The organism is Paraliobacillus sediminis, from assembly GCF_003426055.1.
On sequence record NZ_QJSI01000003.1, the window covers coordinates 834163 to 853937 of the forward strand.

A 19775-nucleotide genomic window follows, 5' to 3' on the forward strand; every position below is an offset into this window, starting at 1 on the left:
ATTAAAAAAACCATGCTCGTTTAACATGGTTTTTATTCCTTACTTTTATTAGCTAATGCAATTAATTCTCTGGCATGAACTTTTGATGTTTCTGTCAGTTCACTACCTGTAACCATTCTTCCTATTTCCATTACGCGTGACTCAGTTGAAAGCTCATCAACGGTTGTACTAGTCCGTTGTTCTGAAACATTTTTTTCAATCAATAAATGTGTATCTGCCATTGCAGCTACTTGAGGAAGATGTGTAATACATAATACTTGCGATCCTGTGGATATTCCATGTATTTTTTCTGCTATAGCTTGGGCTACCCTACCACTTACACCCGTATCAATCTCATCAAAAATCACACTAGTTGCTCCTTGATGTTTAGCGAAAATGTTTTTCAAAGCCAACATAATTCGTGACAATTCACCACCTGATGCGACTTTGTTCATTTCTTTAATCGGTTCACCAGGATTGGTTGAAATTAAAAATCGGATAATATCAAAACCATTAGGTGTTAATTGTACTGGTATCGATTTAGATTCTGGTTCGTTTGGTTTCGTTTTTTTTGTTTTTATGTCTACTTCAAAAGTTGCCTTTTCTAAATATAAATCCTGTAGTTCTTGTTGAATTGCTAACTTTAACTGTTTAGCAGCTTGGCTACGTAAATCATGTAGGTGTCGTGCTTCAACGAGTGCATCCTGGCCAATTTCTTCTATTTCTGCCCCTAATTTACCTAAAGATGTATCGCGATCTTGAATTTCATCAATTTCATCCTCAATTTTAGCAGCATACTCCAACATATCATCAACAGTAAATCCATATTTTTTCTTTAATCGGCTTATATCGTTTAATCGGCTTTCCAAAAAATTGAGACGTTCTGAATCAAATTCGAGTGAATCTAAATAATGACGTAAATCATAAGATAATTCTTCAATTAAATAAAAATGATTTGAAAATCCTTCTTTTTTTTCTGCTAATCCTTTTTCATACTCACTTGCTGTTTCTAATCCAGAAAGTGCCAATCCTAACCAATCAAGTGCTCGTTGCTCACCGTTTAAAGCTTCATAAGCTTCATTTACACCTTTATATATTTTTTCGTGGTTCATTAATTTTTTTCGTTCTTCCTCTAGGGTTTCATCCTCTCCTGGAGAAAGATCTGCTTCTTGTAATTCATTAAGTTGAAATCGGAGTAAATCTAATCTTTGAGCCATTTCTTGTTCATTATCATTTAATTTTTGATACCGTTTTTTTAGTGTATGTAATTTTTGATATAATATATTATAATCCGCTTTCACTTCGTCTATGGACTCTTTATTATACATATCTAATAACTCAATATGTCGGTCTACATCCATAAGCGATTGTGTTTCGTGTTGGGTATGGATATCAATCAACGTTTTCCCAAATTCTTTTAAAATAGCTAGCGTTACCAAATTTCCATTTACTCTACAAATACTCTTTCCGTTAGCAGTTATTGTCCGATTCAAGACAATCATTCCATCCGTATCAATCTCGATACCAAATGTCTTACCTTTTTTATATATTGGATGCGAGGGCTCATCAATTGTAAATAGCCCTTCTAATGTTGCTTTGTTTGCACCATATCTTACAAACTCTACAGATCCTCTTCCACCTGTTAATAACTGAATCGCATCTATAATGATGGACTTACCTGCACCAGTTTCTCCAGTCAGTACAGTTAATCCTTCTCTAAAGGTAATAGTAATCTCATCGATAATAGCAAAATCTTTTATAGTAAGTTCGGTTAACATAAGCTTCCACCTCACTTTATTATTAATTATAACATTTCTAAAAAGCGATCTTGAATTTCAAAGGTATGCTCTTCTGTTTTGCAAATAATTAAAATCGTGTCATCTCCACATATCGTTCCTAATATTTCTGACCAATCTAAATTATCAATTAAAGCGCCGAGCGCATTTGCATTACCTGGTAACGTTTTAAGTACTAAAAAATAACCTGCTTGATCAATTCTAATAAAAGCATCTCGCATTAAGCGTCTTAGCTTCTCTAAAGGGTTAAAGCGTTGATCAGCGGGTAAACTATATTTATATCTTCCATCAACCATCGGAACTTTAACTAGATGCAATTCTTTTATATCTCGCGAGACAGTAGCTTGCGTAACGTTATAACCTAATCCACGCAATGCATCAACCAATTCATCTTGTGTGTCGATGTCATGATCTGTAATTAGTTCACGAATTTTTATATGTCGTTGACCTTTGTTCATAGTATCTCCTTTCCACATTCTAAAAAAGATAGTGAAACTAGCTTAAATTCACAGCGCTTCACACTTTAAAATAGTATATCCTTATTTATTTTTTTGAATGGATTTCATGAGCTTGTCCAACTACTTGCTCCACTATAGAATTAAATTCGACATTAGATTTCAATTCCCCTGCTTTTTCTTGCGGTTTCCATATTAAATGAGTAAGAAATTCAATGTTACCGTCACCACCAGTGATTGGTGAAAAAGTTAAATCTTTTATACCAAAGCCTTCTTCATGCGCAAACTGAAGGATTCGATTTAATACTTCTTTATGAATTGTTTTGTCTCGAACGATACCCTTCTTACCAACTTGTTCTCTTCCAGCTTCAAATTGTGGTTTGATTAATGCCACGACATCACTATCATCTGCTAAGATTGTTTTTAAAACTGGCAAAATAATTTTTAATGATATAAAAGAGACATCTATCGTTGCAAAATTTGGCATTCCATTATTAAATTTATCAGGTGTTACATACCGAAAATTAGTACGTTCCATTACCACAACTCTTGAATCATTTCTTAATTTCCAATCTAATTGATTGTATCCTACATCAACTGCGTAACATAATGTAGCGCCATTTTGCAAAGCACAATCTGTAAACCCACCTGTAGAAGAACCAATATCAACCATTATTTTCTTATATACTGAAAGGTTAAAAGTTTTCAAAGCCTTTTCTAACTTTAGTCCACCTCTTCCAACATAAGGAAGCAATTTGCCCTTAACAGTAACCGAAATATCACTATTAACTTTAACACCAGGCTTATCAAGTCTTTGTTGCTCACTAAAAACTAATCCAGCCATAATTGTACGTTTTGCTTTTTCTCGTGTTTCAACTAAACCACGTTCCACTAATAATATATCTAATCTGATTTTTTTAATTGTCATCACTTAAACCCTTTGTTGTTTAGTTGGCAATAACTGTTGTATTTCTTCTATTACCACTTGTTTTGTTAAACCAATTTGTGCTAGTAAAAACTCCACACTACCATGTTCAATAAATTCATCTTCTATACCCATTCGTTTTATCTGTTTAGTCGTGTAACGATTTGTTTCAGCGAACTCTAGAATCGCGCTTCCAAAACCACCAGATAATATGGCTTCTTCAATTGTTAGGATCGGCAATTTTTCTTCAAATATATCGTGAAGCATACGTTCGTCCAGTGGTTTAATAAATCGTGCATTAATGACACGAACAGACACTCCAAGCTTTGCTAATGTCTTACTTGCTTCTATCGCCATCTGAATCATTGTTCCAAATGTTAGGATGACTGCATCTGCCCCTTCATTTATAACCTCCCATGTACCAATTGGGATAGCTAGTAACGCGTTATCTACTGACGCACCAATTGCGTTACCTCTTGGGTAACGAATCGCTATCGGCCCATCATTATATTCTAGAGCAGTATATACCATATGCTGACATTCATTTTCATCTTTTGGCATCATAATGACCATGTTTGGCATCGAGCGTAAGAAAGAAATATCAAACAACCCTTGATGTGTCTCACCATCAGCACCAACTAACCCAGCTCGATCAATTCCAAAAACCACATTTAAATTTTGACGACAAACGTCATGCAAAATTTGATCATAAGCGCGTTGTAAAAAGGTGGAGTAAATTGCAAGAAACGGCTTCATGCCTTGTATTGCTATTCCTGCTGCCATTGTTGTCGCGTGTTGTTCTGCAATACCAACATCAAATAGGCGGTCAGGGTATTTTAGTTGAAAATTTTCTAATTTGGAACCTAACACCATTGCGGGTGTAATAACTGTTAATTTGCTGTTCTCCAAAGCAATTTTTTCTAGGGTCGCACTCACAACAGCACTCCATTGTGGGGCAACATTAGTAGATAAAATTTTTTCGCCTGATTCAATTTTATACGGGCCAACACCATGCCATTTATCCTTCTCGTCTGATTCCGCAGGATGATACCCTTTACCTTTTTGGGTAATTACGTGGATTAAAACGGGGCCTTCCGTTTTTTTAGCATATTGAATGTTTTCCTGTAGTGCATGAAAGTCATGTCCGTCCACTGGTCCATAATAAGTAAAACCAAATTCTTCAAAAAACATGCTCGGAATCACAAAATGTTTCATGCTATCTTTAATCCGCTCAGCTGTATGTGCTAATTTTCCGCCTACTGTTGGAATTTTCTTTAAAATCCAATCTAATTCTTTTTTTACCTTATTATATTGACCAGCGCTACGCATTCGTCCTAGCGCATTATGGAGTGCACCAACATTATTTGCAATAGACATTTCATTATCATTGAGAATAACAATCATGTTTTTTTGTTCATGACCAATATTGTTTAATGCTTCAAAAGCCATACCACCTGTCAAAGCACCATCGCCAATAATCGGAACAACAAAGTAATTCTTACCTGTTAAATCACGTGCAATCGTCATACCCATTGCAGCGGATAACGAAGTTGAACTGTGTCCCGATTCCCATACATCGTGATGACTTTCAGCCCTTTTTGGAAAACCTGACATTCCTTTATATTGTCTAATCGATTCAAATTGATTCGCACGCCCTGTTAGTATTTTATGAATATAGGACTGGTGACCTACGTCAAAAATTAATTTATCAGTAGGGCTACTAAAAGATTTATGTAAAGCTAATGTTAATTCAACAACGCCTAAATTCGCCCCTAAATGGCCGCCTGTTTCTGACAATTTTTCAATTAGGAATTTACGAATAAAAGATGCCAATACTTCTAATTCTTCATTATTCAACTTCTTTAAAAAAGAAGGATCTTTTATCTTTGTAAGATCCATTTGGGAATCCTCCCTAAATTGATTTATATATGGTCACTAACCTTTTTTCAAAATTTCAATTTTGGTCTTGTTTTGTATAAATGCGATCACTTTACCTACAAAGAAAATGATTTTCGTTGACGAATGAATGCCATAATATTTCCCTAACGCTTTCCCACCAACTGTTAGAGCTGCAACTAAACTTGTCATAATAACAGATATAACAATCTGCAAAGTAGAACCATCACCATGGCCAAAACCGTTAGCTAATTGTAAAACAACGATTGCAGAAGCTGTACCACTAATAACTCCAGATATATCTCCGATTACATCGTTACAAAAACTTGCGAAACGATCAGCATTCCGAACAATTAAGATCGCTTCTTTTGAGCCGTCCACCTTCTCTGCTGCCATTGCATGAAATGGAACTTCGTCTGCAGCAGTTGCTGCTATTCCTAACATGTCAAAAACAATTCCAATCAATACAATAATTAACACAATAATAAAGCCAACAACCCACATCACTTCTCCTAATATAGAAGAAGAAATAACTGAAAAAATAGCCGCTAACACAAATGTGATAACGGCAATACTTATGCTAAATTTTATTGATTTTTTAATTTGCGATTGTGATTTCGCCATCTATTTATACCTCATTTTTATATACAACTATGTAATTGGAATGGTCGTTTAAAAGGTAAAAACTGCGGCTTAGGTCCAGTAGGTTTTCCCAGATCCTTACCGAATGTTGCCATTCTGGCGGTTCCCCATTAAAAGCATCTTAGCCTTGTTTCCAAAAGCTAGACTGGATTACCACTTAGTCCGCACTATAATCCCTTTTAAACGTCTTATGGAACAGTCTAGGAGATTTCCTCAGCAGCTCTTAACCACTCCCTAGCCTCTTTTGCAGTGCTGATTTCATATAAATAATAATACATAAGTCAGTGGCCTTCCGACTTTTGTATTCACAATAATAATCCCCTCAGACACCACTCAAGGCAGGCTACGCTACGAATAAGATACCCTTCCACTTATTGCGTAGGTTCATACCCCAGTCCATGGTAATTCTTTGGCTAAAGTCTAACCACAGAGTTGGGCCTCCGCGGAAGCAGGGTCCTCGCCCACATGCCTTTGTGGATCGCCCTGCAACCTTAACTCCCAGCACCGACCCAAGGCTGGGCGCCTCAAGCCGACACAAGGAACTTCATCGATGTGCCCTTTGGCGGATTTTTAGGCCCGCCTTCAGAAGCGGAGAACCGACTAGAATACTGCACCATTCCTCATATAATAGTATGATAACATATTTTTAACGTGTACTCAATAATTATTGACTAGATAGTTCGATCACTTAAATAATCAATTAATTCTTCCAATAAACTAGATTGTACATCTGCTGTTTTTAGGGCATTTTTTGCTTTTATAACATATTCCTCTTTCTTTTCAATCGCACCATTTAAGCCAAGTAGTTTTGGATACGTACTCTTTAAATTGGTTTCGTCACTCCCAATAGGTTTACCAATCGTATTTGGATCCCCTGTTACATCCAAGATATCATCTTGTACTTGAAAAACAAGGCCGACATAATAAGCAAAATCTCTTATTGCCTCAAGTTGGTAATTTGAAGCACCGCCAATATAAGCACCAATTTCAATCGCAAAAATTAGTAACTGGCCGGTTTTTAAATGGTGAATTGTTTCCAGTTCATCAAAATGGATCGCTCTATCTTCAGCTTCCATATCAAGCGATTGACCTGCTACCATTCCTTTTGGACCACTTGCTTCTGCTAGTCGTTTTAATATGTATACTTTTTGCTCATCTGTTAATTGATTGTCATTAGAAATTAATTCAAAACTGTATGTTAATAGTGCATCTCCTGCCAAAATTGCAGTAGCATCACCAAAGACCCGATGATTTGTTGGTTTGCCTCTTCGTACATCATCATCATCCATTGCTGGTAAATCATCATGAACTAATGAATACGTATGAACCATTTCCAATGCCACAGCCACTGACAGCACTTGTTGGTCTGTACCATGATAGGATTCAGTACTCGCAATCATTAATAAAGGACGAAGCCTTTTCCCACCAGCTTTTATCGAATATAGCATGGAATCTTTTAAATGTTTTGGTATTGATAATTCTGTTATTGTCCGAACTAACTCTTCTGACACAATTTTTTCTTTTTCCGATAAAAACAGCGCTAATTTATCGCTCACTTTATTCTTCCTCCTGTACCGAAAAAGCTTTTAAATCCCCTTGTTCGTTAATAATATTGGTCATTTGTTTCTCCACATTTGTTAACTTGACACTACAAACTTTGGAAAGTTCCATACCTTGTTGATAGTATTGAATTGCCTTTTCTAAAGGTACTTCACCTTCTTCAAGTTTTTCAACAATTGCCTCTAAATCTTCCATTGCTTGTTCAAAAGATACTTCCTTATCCTTATCAGTCATTTTCCAAGTCCTCCTTTATTCCCAAGACACGACAATCTAATATGCCGTCAACCACTTTTACGGAAATTGCTTCTCCTGGTTGTATTTCTTTTGTTGATTGTATCAATGTGCCATTATCGCCATAAGCAATAGAATAGCCACGTTTCATAGTATGTAGTGGACTTAAGACTTCTAATTTCTCTACTACATTTATGAATTGACGATTTTTCAAGGTATAGATAACTTGCATGGCACGTTTCTTTCTGTCTACAATTTGCACTAATTGTTTTTCTGCAAGCTTCAGTTGTGCTTCTGGATGTTGATATGCCAATCGCTTCATAAGCTGTTCATAACGTTTACTTTCGTTTGATTGTATTTGCTTCGTGGCTTTCGCTAAACGCTCCACCACCTTATCCAAATCTTGCTCTTTTTGGTTTAGTAATTGAACTGGATAACGAAAAGCATAACTTTTTTTCAGTCGTTCTAAGTGTTTATTAGATTGATCCAAGTTGTGTTGCATGATTCTATTTAAGCTCTGTTTCCAGGTTTTAATCTTTTCTTCTAATTCTTGTATCGATGGAACTGCTAATTCAGCTGCACCTGTTGGTGTCGCCGCACGAACATCCGCTACAAAATCTGCAATCGTTACATCTGTTTCATGTCCTACAGCTGAAATGATTGGAATCATCGAATCAGCAATCGCGCGAGCAACTACTTCTTCATTAAAGGCCCAAAGTTCCTCAATTGATCCTCCACCACGTCCTACTATCAGTACATCTATCGATTTAAATTGGTTTGCTTGTCCTAGCGCATTGGCAATTGAAGATGGCGCCATTTCACCTTGTACTAAAGCTGGAAAAATAGTAATGTTAGCAATCGGATATCTTCTCTTTAATGTAATTAATATATCTCGAACCGCTGCGCCTGTAGGTGAGGTTATAACTCCAATGTGTTTTGGATATAAAGGTAACGGCAATTTTCGATCATGCTCGAATAGACCCTCTTTTGTTAATTTCTCCTTTAATTGCTCGAACGCTACATACAATGCACCCACACCATCAGGCTCCATTTGTTGAATGTATAGTTGATATTGGCCCTGTGGTTCATATACATTGATTTCGCCCTTAATTAATACATTCATACCATCTTCAGGTTCAAATTTCAGTGTGCGATTATAACCTGCAAACATGACAGCTTTTATTCTAGCCTGGTCATCTTTAATGGTTAAATACATGTGACCACGACTATGATGCTTGAAATTTGATATTTCTCCCTTTAACCAGACATCATTTAAATGTTTGTCCATTTCGAATTTCCGTTTAATATAACGGTTTAATGCCGAAACCGTTAAATAATTATCATTTATCATAAAATCACCTACATTTCAAATTAAACGTGATAGATTTTTTTTGCGGATTTAATTGTATTATGAAGTAACATGGTAATAGTCATCGGGCCTACACCTTTTGGAACTGGTGTTATGAAGGATGCCTTCTCTTTGACATTTTCAAAGTCAACATCTCCAGTTAATGAACCATCTTCTAATCTATTTATACCTACGTCTATAACAACGGCACCAGGTTTAACAGCTTCTGCACGAAGGAAATGGGCAATACCAACTGCTACTATTACAATGTCTGCTTCTTTAATAAATTGATCCATGTTTTTTGTCCGAGAATGGCAATATGTTACTGTCGCGTTTTCATTCAGCAACAATTGACCAACCGGTTTTCCTACGATATTGCTACGGCCAATTACAACAGCATTTTTTCCAGACATTTCAATGTTTTTCGATTTCAACATCGTAATAATACCAAATGGCGTACACGGCAAAAATGTGTCTTTACCAGTTAACATTCTACCAATATTGATCGGATGAAAACCATCGACATCTTTTTCTGGACTAATTGCTTCAATAACCAATTGCTCTCTAATTTGATCTGGCAGTGGCAATTGAACTAATATGCCATGAATTGTTTGATCAGCATTTAGTTGATCAATTAGATCCAATAAAGTTTTCTCCGTTGTATTTTCAGGTAATTCAATTAAGTCCGATTCCACCCCAACAAATTCTGAAGCTTTTTGCTTTCCTTTTACATAGGATTTCGAAGCCGGATCATCACCAATTAAAACGACCGTTAGTTTTGGTTGAATCCCCTGTTCCCTTAGCAAAATTACCTCATCTTTCATATCAATCCGTAACTTTTCAGCTAATACATTTCCATAAATAACTTCAGCAGTCATGCAAAATCCCCCTAGCTAATCATTTTAGACAATACACCATTAATAAATTTACCTGACTTATCGTCACCATAAACATGAGCTAATTCAATTGCTTCATTAATTGCAACACCATGAGGCGTATCAACTTCATAAAACATTTCAAAAACAGCAATACGTAATAACGTTTTCTCTACAGCTGCCAATCTTTTCATCGACCAATTCTCCAGGTGATCCTCAATTTTTTCATCAATTTCTTTTAAATGCTGATGAACGCCTGATACCACTTCTGATAAAAAGGACGAGGCTACTTCCGCTTCTTCTTCTAATACTTGTTCCATTGCTTCATCTGGACTGTAATTTTGGTTGTCAACTGAGAAAAGAATTTGAAAGGCCTTTTCTCTTGCGGTTCTTCGATTCATTATTCATTCTCCTTGTATTTACCTAGCATGTAACTGTAAAATTTGTATTCTACACTCATTTTATCTTCATCATATCGAATACAAAGAAAAAATGCTATACGCACTAAATAAAAAGCATTATATAAAGTAAAAAAGACCCTATTAAGAGACCTATAAAATCTCTTAGGGTCTGTTAGATCCATTATTCCTCAGCTTGCCCTGCTTCTTCTGTTGAGTCCATGTGCATGCCAACTACATGCACATTAATTTCATCAATTTCAAGTGCAGTCATATCCTTTAATGCTTGTCGAATGTTTTCTTGGATTTTCTGCGCGACAACTGGAATCGTTACACCATAATCCAAAACCACAAAAACATCAATCATGACACCAGTGTCAGTCAATTCTACTTTAATTCCTTTTCCATGTGCTTTTTTACCGAAGCGCTCCACTACACCACTAGCAAAATTCCCACGAGTTGATGACACACCACCGACTTCAATCGTTGCAATACCAGCAACCACTTCAATCACAACAGGTGCTATTTCAACCTTTCCAAGACTTGAGTCTTCACTTACATTTAACATTGTATTCTCACTCATTAAGATCCACTCCTTTTAGAGTTAATCGGACTCTTCATTTTCAATAATTGTATATTTTTCAAGAAATTTCGTATTGAAATCTCCTTCTGCAAACACAGGATGCTCCATCATTTTATAATGAAACGGAATAGTAGTTGATATACCTTCGATAATAAATTCACTTAAAGCACGTTTCATACGGTCCATCGCTTCTTTTCTCGTTGCACCATATGTAATTAATTTTGCGATCATCGAATCATAATATGGTGAAATTGTGTAGCCCGGATAAGCAGCAGAATCAACACGCACACCTAAACCACCAGGTGGAAGGTACATTTCAATTTTTCCAGGGGATGGCATGAAATTTTTCCATGGATCTTCAGCGTTAATCCGACATTCCATTGCCCATCCTTGAAAAATTACCTCTTCTTGTTTTAATGACAACACTTCATTGTTTGCAACTCTAATCTGTTCTTTAATTAAATCCACACCGGTAACCATTTCTGTAACTGGGTGTTCTACTTGTATGCGTGTATTCATTTCCATGAAATAAAATCTTTGTTCTTTTTTATCAAATATAAACTCAATGGTTCCAGCACCAGAGTAATCTACCGCACGGGCAGCCTTTACTGATGCTTCCCCCATCTGTTTACGTATCTCATCCGTAATAGCAGGCGAAGGCGTTTCTTCAATCAACTTCTGTAAACGACGCTGCACAGAACAATCTCTCTCACCTAAGTGTATCACATTTCCGAAATTATCTGCTAAAATTTGAATTTCAACATGTGAGAAATCTTCGATAAACTTTTCCATATACACGCCTGGGTTACCAAAGGCTTTTTCTGCTTCTTGTTGTGTAATAGTAATACCCTTTACTAATTCTAATTCGTTATGCGCAACACGAATTCCTTTACCGCCTCCGCCAGCAGTAGCTTTTATAATAACAGGGTAACCAATTTTATTTGCCAAATCTATCGCTTCTTTGTCATCTTTAATAATTCCATCAGAACCAGGTACAATTGGTACACCTGCTTGTGCCATTGTTTCTCTAGCTACATCTTTTGTTCCCATTTTTTGTATCGCATAAACACTTGGTCCAACAAAAGTTATCCCACACTTATCACATATCTCCGCAAAATCTGCATTTTCTGATAAGAATCCATAACCAGGATGAATCGCATCAACCTCTGTTAAGGTCGCAACGCTCATAATATTAGTGAAATTTAAATAACTATCCTTACTCGGGTATGGACCAATACAGTATGCCTCATCAGCAAATTGCACATGTAATGCATCACGATCTGCTTCAGAATAGACCGCAACTGTTTCAATTCCAAGTTCTTTGCAAGCCCGAATGATCCGCACTGCAATTTCTCCGCGATTTGCGATTAGAAGTTTCTTTATCATGCAATCATCCCCTTAGTTCTGCTTTACTCTGAATAATGGTTGCCCATATTCTACTAGCTCTCCATTCGCAACTAAAATTTCCACAATTTCACCATTAACATCTGCTTCAATCTCATTAAATAGCTTCATAGCTTCTATTATACATACAACTTTATCTGCTTTTACTTCGTCTCCTACTGAAACAAATGCCTCTGTGTCTGGTGAAGAAGAATGATAGAAAGTACCAACCATTGGTGATTTTATCTGATAATCATCTATTCGCTGTTGGTCCTCTTCTACAGACTCTTGAAAGTTAATTGGTACTGAGCCAGTGCCATCGTTCTCCGTGATTGTATGTGATGAGGTTGACACTTGATTAATAGGCGTCTTATTCTCAACAATTACTTCTTTTTCTGTATTCTTTTTCAGCTTTAATTTTACTCCATCAGCTTCATAGTTGAACTCATCAATAGATGATCCATCAATTTCTTTGATTAAAGATCGAATATCTTCTATTTTTAACATATAATACACTCCTTCTTTTACAAGTAATCATTAATAATTCATATAGGTTATGTACAGGTACTAATAACTCCCCATAACATTTTACGAAAATCCAGAAGAAACTGCAACTATTCATTTTAAAATGATCAATTAATTAAGTTATATCATAACACAAATAAATAAGCTAACCTATTTAAGATTAGCTTATTCCATAAGGGCGACTATTTATTTTTCAGTATATTAACTATTGGGTTGAAACTTTACTTCAACATTCATTGAACCAAACTCATCATGAACCATTTGCATAATCCCATTTGCTTCTGTTTCAGATAATTCATCCGCCTTTACGGTTACGATTATATTATCATCTTTTGTACGAACAAGAACATCCGTATAACCGTTATCAGCTTTTAATGTCTCTTCTAATATCAACTCTTTAGATGATATACTATCTAACTCTTGCATCTCATCATAAGCTTGCGTTTTTTCTTCTGTGGAAGCTGCACTTGAGGCAACTATATTCTCCAATTGTTCTAATCTTCCACTTCTTGTCTCTTCTAATTCCATTCTTATTGTAGTAAAAAGATCATCTGTTGATGTGGAAGATATCTCTGATTCATCAGATGTTGAAGTTATGTCTTCAGAGCTTACGCCATCATCTGAAGTAGTCTCTTCACTTGTTTCTTCAGTGATATTTCCAGTTGTTATTTCACCTTCTGTGTCTGCTTCATCATTAATAAAAGCTAACTCTCCTTCACTTGGTGAACTCATATAATATACACTTAACACAATCATTAAACTTAGCATTGTTAATAACCACACTGTTTGTTTTTTTAACATCTTTTATTCCTCCTCATTATTCTTTGGCATAATAGAAATTCGATGTATTGGAACATCTAACACGCGGGAAACAGCTTCTGTCACCCATTGTTTTGTTTCTAAATGTTCAACACCTTTTGCTACAACTAGTACGCCACGTATTTCTGGTTTTTTTGTTTGTATTAACAAAGGCACTTCATCTTCCCCTTGTCGAACAATTACTATTTGTTGCTCTTCCGTTGTATCTTCAATATTTCTTTCCCCGCCATTTTGATCCGTTTCTTCTGTTGTTTGTGTACCTATGATTAAATTCTTTTCATAAACTTGTTCATTTGTTGCATCTAGATTCACCATTACTTCTACAGCAGAGACACCAGATATTTTTTCAAGTAAGTCTGTTAAGTCTGTCTCATATTGCGTTTCAATTTCAGCTACATCTGAACTTTTAGTATCCTTTTGTAGAAAAGTTTCTTCTTCTGTTTCAGCTGTTTTTTGTTGTGCTAATTCACCTGGTTGTTCAAGCGAATTTGTTTCTCCTTGAAATAAACTACTTGTGATTATAACAAGTATCCCAACTAGACCAAGTATAAGTATATAGCCCATTTTAGTTGGTTTCTTACCATCCTCTGTTTTAAGTTTTAAATTTTTAAAGATTTTGTTGAAAGGATTTTCCACTATGTTCCTCCCTCCCATACCAAAACTAATGTTTCCTCTTCTAACTCCCATACTTCATTTAAAAACGTTTTAATTTCATCACGTTTCGTTTCTGAGGTATCGTTTGAAACCACTGTGTCTTCAGGTTCTCCAATAACTATTTCTTCTACTTCTCCTTGATTTAAGCTGCTATCTTCTAATAAGAAAACTGTCACTTCTTTTAGGTTTTCTATATCGTGATTATTCTCTGGATCGAACTGAAAAGAAATATCAGAAATTGTTACACCATAAGTATTATTCAACTCCTCTTCCACTTGTTTTTTCATTTGGACAAGTATCTCTTCTACAACATATGCATCTTGTGAGGCTTGTATTTCATTTTTCTTTAATTCAATTTCATTTTCTAATGTATTTTCGTCCATCGATCCTTCAAATTCCATCATTGCTTGTTCTGTTGCTTCTTTTATATCCATGTTTAAGAATTGAAATAGCGGTTGTAAAAATAACAAAAGAAATAAAAGAGATAATACTGTATGAACGTATTTTTTCATCTTGGTTTGTGGAATTAACATTTCTATAATCATTACTAAGAGCAAAAATACGATGATCTGAGTAATCCAGTCTTTTAAGGAAGACACAGAAAGCGTCCTTTCTCTTAACGAAGCATTAATGTAATATTGCTTGCTATTACGAGTAACACAATGGTTAAAAAAAACATCAATGATACTGCGAGTAGTGCAGCAAATAAATACAAAATATGTTTACTCATAATATCCATACATTTTAATATTGGACCATCACCTAAAGGTTGTAAAATTGCTGCTGTGACTTTATAAATCAATGCAATCACAATGATTTTAATAGCTGGAAATAAGACAAGCATTAATAATATAATTAAACCAACTAACCCAACAGCATTTTTCAACAATAATGAAGCCCCTAGAACAGTGTCTGCTGCATCTGTAAAAAGCTTGCCAACAACGGGAATAAAGTTACTCGTAACAAATTTTGTCGTTTTCATTGCTACACCATCTTGTATTGCAGAAGTAGCACCTTGAACGGACACAACGCTTAAAAATACGGTTAAAACTATTCCCAATAAAGCTAGTCCGAAATTTTTGAATAACTCCGCTAATTTAGTGACCTGAAACCCTTCATTTAATGTGCTTATCATTTGTAGTAATGCAGACAGGAAAAACAATGGCAAGATAATTTTGGATACAAGAACGACAGTAAAGTGCATTAAACCAACAACAACCGGATGAAAAAAGGCAACAGCGGTTAAATTTCCAAAGGAGGCCATTAATCCTAGCATTAACGGTAATAAAGCAAGCATAAAATCGCGCATTTGAATAATTGTTTCATTTACATAAGATGATGCAAGTTGAAAACTTTGTAGCGCTAAAATTAATAATACGAGCATAACGACAATATCTGCTACCTTACTAACAGTTTTTGATTCGAATGCTGTTTGAATACTCTGTAGAACTGCTGAAAACATCGTTAATATAATTAACGTACCAAGCAACTTTCCATTTTGTATAACCTCATAACCAAGATAAGCAACAATCGCTTGTATCCAATCTTTTACAGATAATGCATCTTGATTTTGTAGTAATTCACGAAACGTAACATTTTTTATATTAGGCAGAAATTCACCATAGTTTGTAACCATTTGATCCCAATAATTAGTTGTTTCATCCATTGAGACTTCTTCCAATAAAGAATTTTCTTCTATTGATGTAGGGTTTGTAGTAGCTAGTATAGTTTCAGAGAATTGGTAATATATGAACAGAAGGAACATAACCACTCCTATTCTTCTCACATATACCTTCATGTGCTTACCTCACTTTTATTTAGCATTATTACGGTAGAAAGTTTAGGATAGTTTCAATAACGGCTGTTAATATTGGTACTGCCAAAACAATAATAAGTAATTTCCCAGCTAATTCAATTTTCGCTGCTACCGATTCTAATCCAGCATCTCTAGTCAAGTGGGCTCCAAATTCAGCAACATAAGAAATTCCAATAATTTGTAAGATTGTTTCAAGATACATATTGTCAATGTTTGCCTTGTTACTTAATGCTCGAATTAATTCGATTACCTTTCCTATATATTCAATTACGAAAAAAAAGATAATCACACTAGTAAGTAAAACAATTAAAAATGCAAAGGTTGGCTTTTGTTCTTTAACTAGAAGAACTAGCAAACTTGCTACGATAGCAATTGTTACAATTTGAATTATAGCCATTCCATTACCCCTGAAATAAAAATACGGATTTTATTTGCTGGAATAGTTCGTCAATGCTATCAATTACGACGATCAGTACAATAATAAATCCAACAAGACTCGCGAATTGTGCATACTCTTCTTTCCCCATCTGTTTTAAGATAGTGTGAATCATTGCAACAATGATTCCAATTCCAGCAATTTGAAAAAGAATTGCGGCATCTTGGTACATAATTTTACTCCTTTCTAAATCAAGAGTAAGATGATAAATAATCCAGCAAGAAAACCTAAACTTTTCACCATTTTTCCATATCTTTGCTGATTATCCTGTGCTTCTTCTAAAGCACGTTCTAAATGCGTAAAAGCAAGTTGAATATGTTTTGTTTGTTGTTTGATATCGTGTTGTCCCAGCGTTTGTCCAAATTGGTGCATAATCTCTTTTTCATAATCTCCTAAAGAAACATTAGTGAAGAAGAGCGCAAGTCGCTTATCCCAGCTAGCAGGGAAATCCACTGCTTGTGATTGTAAATCTTGGCTTACCGCTTGAAAAAAGGAAGAAACTGGTTGAGGGACTTGTTTTGCTACAACTCTGAATGCTTCTTCTAACGGTGATTGACTATAAACCATTTCCGCTTCTACTATTTGCAAGGCACTCTTTAACTGACGAATTTCTTTGGGACGGTTGTTCAATTGCAGTGCTATTTCAAATCCGATCCACGTGGTAGCGCCCAAAAGAAGGAGAGCTCCTATCCATTTCATTCGTTCGGCACCCCTTTTTCCTAACAATATTTGCCCCTGTTGAATCGAGAATAGAATGGACGCCTCCGGGTTTACTAGTACGTTCCAAACAGATAAAACGATCAAATACTTGTTCCTCCCATAATGCTATAAACGTAGAGCGTTTTTGTATATCTTCCAGTGATTCGCCATGCACCGTACAAATCACTCGCACACCTGCATGTAAGGCCTCCTGTAAAGCCTCTACATCTTTTTTAGTTCCTATCTCATCAACTATCAGAACTTCTGGAGACATGGAACGAATCATCATCATCATGCCTTCAGTCTTGGGACATGCATCCAATACATCTGTACGAATACCAATATCATGTTGCGCAATTCCTTCTATACAGCCCGCAATTTCTGATCGTTCATCTATAATACTGACTTTAACGGGATTCACAGCACCCCAACCAGTACCAATCACTCTAGAAATATCCCGAAGTAATGTTGTTTTTCCAGTTTGCGGTGCTCCTATGATTAAGGTATTAAAGTACCTGTTGTCATACAAATAGGATATATAGTTATCAGCAATACCCTTTTTTGCTTTTGCAATTCTAATATTAAATGATGTAATATCCTTGATTGCTTTAACTTCACCATGTAAGGTATTAACTTTTCCAGCTAGTCCGACCCGATGTCCTCCGCGAATTGTGATATAACCCTGTTTTAATTCTTCTTCCATTCGATACAATGAAAACTGACTTAGTTGGTTTAATAAAAATATGCCATCCTGCTTAGCTGGTACATTTTCTGTTAGCCATTCTGTATTCGTATCAAATACAAGTTCTATTGGGCGTTCAATTCTAACTCTAATTTCTTGTAAACTACGCCAACGTGTACCAATTTTAGTCATGAGTTGTCGTTTCATTATTTCTGGAAATAATCTCATGATCTCTTCTATCATATCCTCACTTCTTTCTCTAGTAACACATTTGTATTTATAGTAAGTCTATGCTTGTCTTCATCTGATATGACTTGAATTTTTATCTAGAGATTTATAGAAAAAAAGCCACAAAAAAACTGGCATGCGTTTTGCATACCAGTTTTTTTGTGGCTTTTTATTTAAGCACGTGAGACATATTTACCGTCGGTTGTATTAATAAGAAGAACATCGCCCTCATTTATAAAGAATGGAACTTGAACACTTAAGCCTGTTTCTAACGTTGCTGGCTTTGTGCCACCGCTTGCAGTATCCCCTTTAATACCAGGTTCTGTTTCCATTACTTTAAGCTCAACGTTGTTTGGTAAAGCTACACCAATTGTCTCCTCAAAGTAACTCATAATATTTACTTCCATATTCTCTTTTAAGAATTTTAATTCATATTCAATTTGACTAGCTTGTAATTCAGTTTGCTCATACGTTTGTGTATCCATAAAAGTATGCACATCACCAGCAGCATATAAATACTGCATTTTATTATTTTCAATGTGTGCTTTTTCTACTTTTTCTCCTGCACGGAATGTTTTTTCTTGGATGTTACCATTTCGTAAATTACGTAATTTCGAACGTACAAATGCTGCACCTTTTCCTGGTTTTACGTGTTGAAAATCTACAACTGACCAAATATTATTATCAAATTCAATTGTTAAACCTGTTTTAAAATCATTAACTGAAATCATTGTTTGTTTTCCTCCCTAGTGACTATCTCTTTATCTTTTTATAACTTATAATATAATAAGTTCTTTTGAAGAATGATTCAACCTCACATTACCATCTTTCGTTACAATAATATCATCTTCAATACGACAACCGCCAACATTTGGTACGTAAATACCTGGTTCAACGGTAACGACCATGCCTTCTTCAAGAATTTCATTTGAGCGAAACGATAGACCTGGACTCTCGTGCACTTCTAATCCTAAACCATGGCCAGTCGAATGTCCAAAGTACTTGCCATATCCTTTTTCTGTAATGTAATCTCTCGTAAGTGCATCAGCTTCTTTGGCTGTTATTCCCGCTTTAATACCTTCTACTCCCTTTAACTGTGCTTGTAATACAGTATCATAAATTATATGTAGTTCATCCGATATATCACCAACAGCTACGGTACGTGTTATATCGGAGCAATAACCTTTGTATAAAGCACCGAAATCTAATGTTACAAGTTCACCATTCTCAATTTTTTTGTCTGAAGCAACACCGTGCGGGAGTGCAGAACGAAAACCTGATGCCACAATAATATCAAAACTAGATGATATAGCACCTTGTTTACGCATGAAAAACTCCAATTCATTTGATATATCAATTTCTCTCACACCTGGTTTAATAACAGTTAAAATATACTCAAATGCCGCATCTGCAATTTTAGCAGCTTCCTTTAAAATAGCAATCTCATCATCTGTCTTAATCAAACGTAATTTTTCAACTAAGCCTTCTGTAGGAACTAGCTCAGCACTAATTGCTTTTTGATATTCTTCAAAAATCGCATAAGTTAAATTTGTTTTTTCAAATCCAAGACGCTTTATACCTAATAACTTCACTTGGTTAGCAATTTCTTTAATAATACCTTGTTTATGTTCAATAATTTCATATAATGGAGCTTCATCCGCAGCTTGTTGTGTATAACGAAAATCTGTAATAAACAGCGCTTCCGATTCAGTAATAAGCACAACACCTGAAGTACCAGTAAAACCGGTCATATATCTTATATTAAATGAATTTGTAATAACTAAAGCACCTAAATTATCTTTTTTCATAACACTACGGAGTTTTTCAACTTTCCCCATGCTAAAT

Annotated in this window: 23 protein-coding genes; all 23 read right to left on the reverse strand. The window is 35.4% G+C overall.

Annotation, left to right across the window (positions count from 1 at the left end):
- Positions 1–32: 32 nt before the first annotated feature.
- Complete coding sequence (gene recN, locus D2K60_RS16945) at positions 33–1757, reverse strand: DNA repair protein RecN (RefSeq protein ID WP_117169269.1); 1725 nt, start codon at positions 1755–1757, stop codon at positions 33–35.
- Between the two features lie 26 nt (positions 1758–1783).
- Positions 1784–2233: a transcriptional regulator AhrC/ArgR gene (gene ahrC, locus D2K60_RS16950; RefSeq protein ID WP_117169268.1), complete on the reverse strand. Its 450-nt coding sequence runs from the start codon at positions 2231–2233 to the stop codon at positions 1784–1786.
- Positions 2234–2318: 85 nt separating this feature from the next.
- Positions 2319–3158: a TlyA family RNA methyltransferase gene (locus D2K60_RS16955; protein ID WP_117169267.1), complete on the reverse strand. Its 840-nt coding sequence runs from the start codon at positions 3156–3158 to the stop codon at positions 2319–2321.
- A gap of 3 nt (positions 3159–3161) precedes the next feature.
- Entirely contained in the window at positions 3162–5054 is a 1893-nt protein-coding gene (gene dxs / locus D2K60_RS16960) for a 1-deoxy-D-xylulose-5-phosphate synthase (RefSeq protein WP_117169266.1), read from the reverse strand.
- Positions 5055–5090: 36 nt separating this feature from the next.
- Positions 5091–5675 (reverse strand): hypothetical protein, encoded by a 585-nt coding sequence (locus tag D2K60_RS16965; RefSeq protein WP_117169265.1) that lies wholly within the window; start codon positions 5673–5675, stop codon positions 5091–5093.
- A 689-nt stretch (positions 5676–6364) separates the two neighbouring features.
- Positions 6365–7249 (reverse strand): polyprenyl synthetase family protein, encoded by an 885-nt coding sequence (locus D2K60_RS16970; protein WP_117169264.1) that lies wholly within the window; start codon positions 7247–7249, stop codon positions 6365–6367.
- Between the two features lies 1 nt (position 7250).
- On the reverse strand, positions 7251–7487 hold the full coding sequence (gene xseB / locus D2K60_RS16975; protein ID WP_117169263.1) for an exodeoxyribonuclease VII small subunit: 237 nt from the start codon (positions 7485–7487) through the stop codon (positions 7251–7253).
- Positions 7480–8835, reverse strand: a complete 1356-nt coding sequence (gene xseA / locus D2K60_RS16980) for an exodeoxyribonuclease VII large subunit (RefSeq protein WP_338048358.1) — start codon at positions 8833–8835, stop codon at positions 7480–7482. Before xseA ends, xseB begins: the two co-directional genes overlap by 8 nt.
- 20 nt (positions 8836–8855) lie before the next feature.
- Positions 8856–9710 carry a bifunctional methylenetetrahydrofolate dehydrogenase/methenyltetrahydrofolate cyclohydrolase FolD gene (gene folD, locus D2K60_RS16985; RefSeq protein WP_117169262.1) on the reverse strand — a complete coding sequence of 285 codons (855 nt, stop codon included), beginning with the start codon at positions 9708–9710 and terminating at the stop codon, positions 8856–8858.
- An 11-nt stretch (positions 9711–9721) separates the two neighbouring features.
- Entirely contained in the window at positions 9722–10108 is a 387-nt protein-coding gene (gene nusB / locus D2K60_RS16990; RefSeq protein WP_117169261.1) for a transcription antitermination factor NusB, read from the reverse strand.
- A 181-nt stretch (positions 10109–10289) separates the two neighbouring features.
- Complete coding sequence (locus D2K60_RS17000; protein WP_117169260.1) at positions 10290–10688, reverse strand: Asp23/Gls24 family envelope stress response protein; 399 nt, start codon at positions 10686–10688, stop codon at positions 10290–10292.
- A gap of 21 nt (positions 10689–10709) precedes the next feature.
- Positions 10710–12074: an acetyl-CoA carboxylase biotin carboxylase subunit gene (gene accC / locus D2K60_RS17005; RefSeq protein WP_117169259.1), complete on the reverse strand. Its 1365-nt coding sequence runs from the start codon at positions 12072–12074 to the stop codon at positions 10710–10712.
- Positions 12075–12086: 12 nt separating this feature from the next.
- Entirely contained in the window at positions 12087–12578 is a 492-nt protein-coding gene (accB, locus tag D2K60_RS17010) for an acetyl-CoA carboxylase biotin carboxyl carrier protein (protein ID WP_117169258.1), read from the reverse strand.
- A 219-nt stretch (positions 12579–12797) separates the two neighbouring features.
- Positions 12798–13397, reverse strand: coding sequence for a SpoIIIAH-like family protein (locus D2K60_RS17015; RefSeq protein ID WP_117169257.1), 600 nt, complete (start codon positions 13395–13397; stop codon positions 12798–12800).
- A gap of 3 nt (positions 13398–13400) precedes the next feature.
- Entirely contained in the window at positions 13401–14051 is a 651-nt protein-coding gene (gene spoIIIAG / locus D2K60_RS17020; protein ID WP_338048357.1) for a stage III sporulation protein AG, read from the reverse strand.
- The gene (gene spoIIIAF, locus D2K60_RS17025; protein ID WP_162880727.1) at positions 14051–14668 is read right to left on the reverse strand and encodes a stage III sporulation protein AF; all 618 of its coding nucleotides are present in this window, start codon (positions 14666–14668) and stop codon (positions 14051–14053) included. Before spoIIIAF ends, spoIIIAG begins: the two co-directional genes overlap by 1 nt.
- A 17-nt stretch (positions 14669–14685) precedes the next feature.
- Complete coding sequence (gene spoIIIAE, locus D2K60_RS17030; RefSeq protein ID WP_117169255.1) at positions 14686–15867, reverse strand: stage III sporulation protein AE; 1182 nt, start codon at positions 15865–15867, stop codon at positions 14686–14688.
- A gap of 28 nt (positions 15868–15895) precedes the next feature.
- Entirely contained in the window at positions 15896–16282 is a 387-nt protein-coding gene (spoIIIAD, locus tag D2K60_RS17035; RefSeq protein ID WP_117169254.1) for a stage III sporulation protein AD, read from the reverse strand.
- 4 nt (positions 16283–16286) lie between these two features.
- Positions 16287–16493, reverse strand: coding sequence for a stage III sporulation protein AC (gene spoIIIAC, locus D2K60_RS17040; RefSeq protein WP_117169253.1), 207 nt, complete (start codon positions 16491–16493; stop codon positions 16287–16289).
- Between the two features lie 14 nt (positions 16494–16507).
- Positions 16508–17020: a stage III sporulation protein SpoIIIAB gene (gene spoIIIAB, locus D2K60_RS17045; RefSeq protein ID WP_117169252.1), complete on the reverse strand. Its 513-nt coding sequence runs from the start codon at positions 17018–17020 to the stop codon at positions 16508–16510.
- Positions 16965–17942 carry a stage III sporulation protein AA gene (gene spoIIIAA, locus D2K60_RS17050; protein WP_117170344.1) on the reverse strand — a complete coding sequence of 326 codons (978 nt, stop codon included), beginning with the start codon at positions 17940–17942 and terminating at the stop codon, positions 16965–16967. The genes spoIIIAB and spoIIIAA overlap by 56 nt, the downstream gene beginning before the upstream one ends.
- A gap of 161 nt (positions 17943–18103) precedes the next feature.
- Positions 18104–18661 carry an elongation factor P gene (gene efp, locus D2K60_RS17055; RefSeq protein ID WP_117169251.1) on the reverse strand — a complete coding sequence of 186 codons (558 nt, stop codon included), beginning with the start codon at positions 18659–18661 and terminating at the stop codon, positions 18104–18106.
- A 45-nt stretch (positions 18662–18706) separates the two neighbouring features.
- Positions 18707–19768: a M24 family metallopeptidase gene (locus D2K60_RS17060; RefSeq protein ID WP_117169250.1), complete on the reverse strand. Its 1062-nt coding sequence runs from the start codon at positions 19766–19768 to the stop codon at positions 18707–18709.
- Positions 19769–19775 lie beyond the last annotated feature (7 nt).

Bases quoted from the DNA above. Each gene is read 5' to 3' on its own strand.
- recN (WP_117169269.1), bottom strand. From the start codon at position 1,757: ATGTTAACCGAACTTACTATAAAAGATTTTGCTATTATCGATGAGATT.
- ahrC (WP_117169268.1), bottom strand. From the start codon at position 2,233: ATGAACAAAGGTCAACGACATATAAAAATTCGTGAACTAATTACAGAT.
- D2K60_RS16955 (WP_117169267.1), bottom strand. From the start codon at position 3,158: ATGACAATTAAAAAAATCAGATTAGATATATTATTAGTGGAACGTGGT.
- dxs (WP_117169266.1), bottom strand. From the start codon at position 5,054: ATGGATCTTACAAAGATAAAAGATCCTTCTTTTTTAAAGAAGTTGAAT.
- D2K60_RS16965 (WP_117169265.1), bottom strand. From the start codon at position 5,675: ATGGCGAAATCACAATCGCAAATTAAAAAATCAATAAAATTTAGCATA.
- xseB (WP_117169263.1), bottom strand. From the start codon at position 7,487: ATGACTGATAAGGATAAGGAAGTATCTTTTGAACAAGCAATGGAAGAT.
- xseA (WP_338048358.1), bottom strand. From the start codon at position 8,835: ATGATAAATGATAATTATTTAACGGTTTCGGCATTAAACCGTTATATT.
- folD (WP_117169262.1), bottom strand. From the start codon at position 9,710: ATGACTGCTGAAGTTATTTATGGAAATGTATTAGCTGAAAAGTTACGG.
- nusB (WP_117169261.1), bottom strand. From the start codon at position 10,108: ATGAATCGAAGAACCGCAAGAGAAAAGGCCTTTCAAATTCTTTTCTCA.
- D2K60_RS17000 (WP_117169260.1), bottom strand. From the start codon at position 10,688: ATGAGTGAGAATACAATGTTAAATGTAAGTGAAGACTCAAGTCTTGGA.
- accC (WP_117169259.1), bottom strand. From the start codon at position 12,074: ATGATAAAGAAACTTCTAATCGCAAATCGCGGAGAAATTGCAGTGCGG.
- accB (WP_117169258.1), bottom strand. From the start codon at position 12,578: ATGTTAAAAATAGAAGATATTCGATCTTTAATCAAAGAAATTGATGGA.
- D2K60_RS17015 (WP_117169257.1), bottom strand. From the start codon at position 13,397: ATGTTAAAAAAACAAACAGTGTGGTTATTAACAATGCTAAGTTTAATG.
- spoIIIAE (WP_117169255.1), bottom strand. From the start codon at position 15,867: ATGAAGGTATATGTGAGAAGAATAGGAGTGGTTATGTTCCTTCTGTTC.
- spoIIIAD (WP_117169254.1), bottom strand. From the start codon at position 16,282: ATGGCTATAATTCAAATTGTAACAATTGCTATCGTAGCAAGTTTGCTA.
- spoIIIAC (WP_117169253.1), bottom strand. From the start codon at position 16,493: ATGTACCAAGATGCCGCAATTCTTTTTCAAATTGCTGGAATTGGAATC.
- spoIIIAB (WP_117169252.1), bottom strand. From the start codon at position 17,020: ATGAAATGGATAGGAGCTCTCCTTCTTTTGGGCGCTACCACGTGGATC.
- efp (WP_117169251.1), bottom strand. From the start codon at position 18,661: ATGATTTCAGTTAATGATTTTAAAACAGGTTTAACAATTGAATTTGAT.
- D2K60_RS17060 (WP_117169250.1), bottom strand. From the start codon at position 19,768: ATGGGGAAAGTTGAAAAACTCCGTAGTGTTATGAAAAAAGATAATTTA.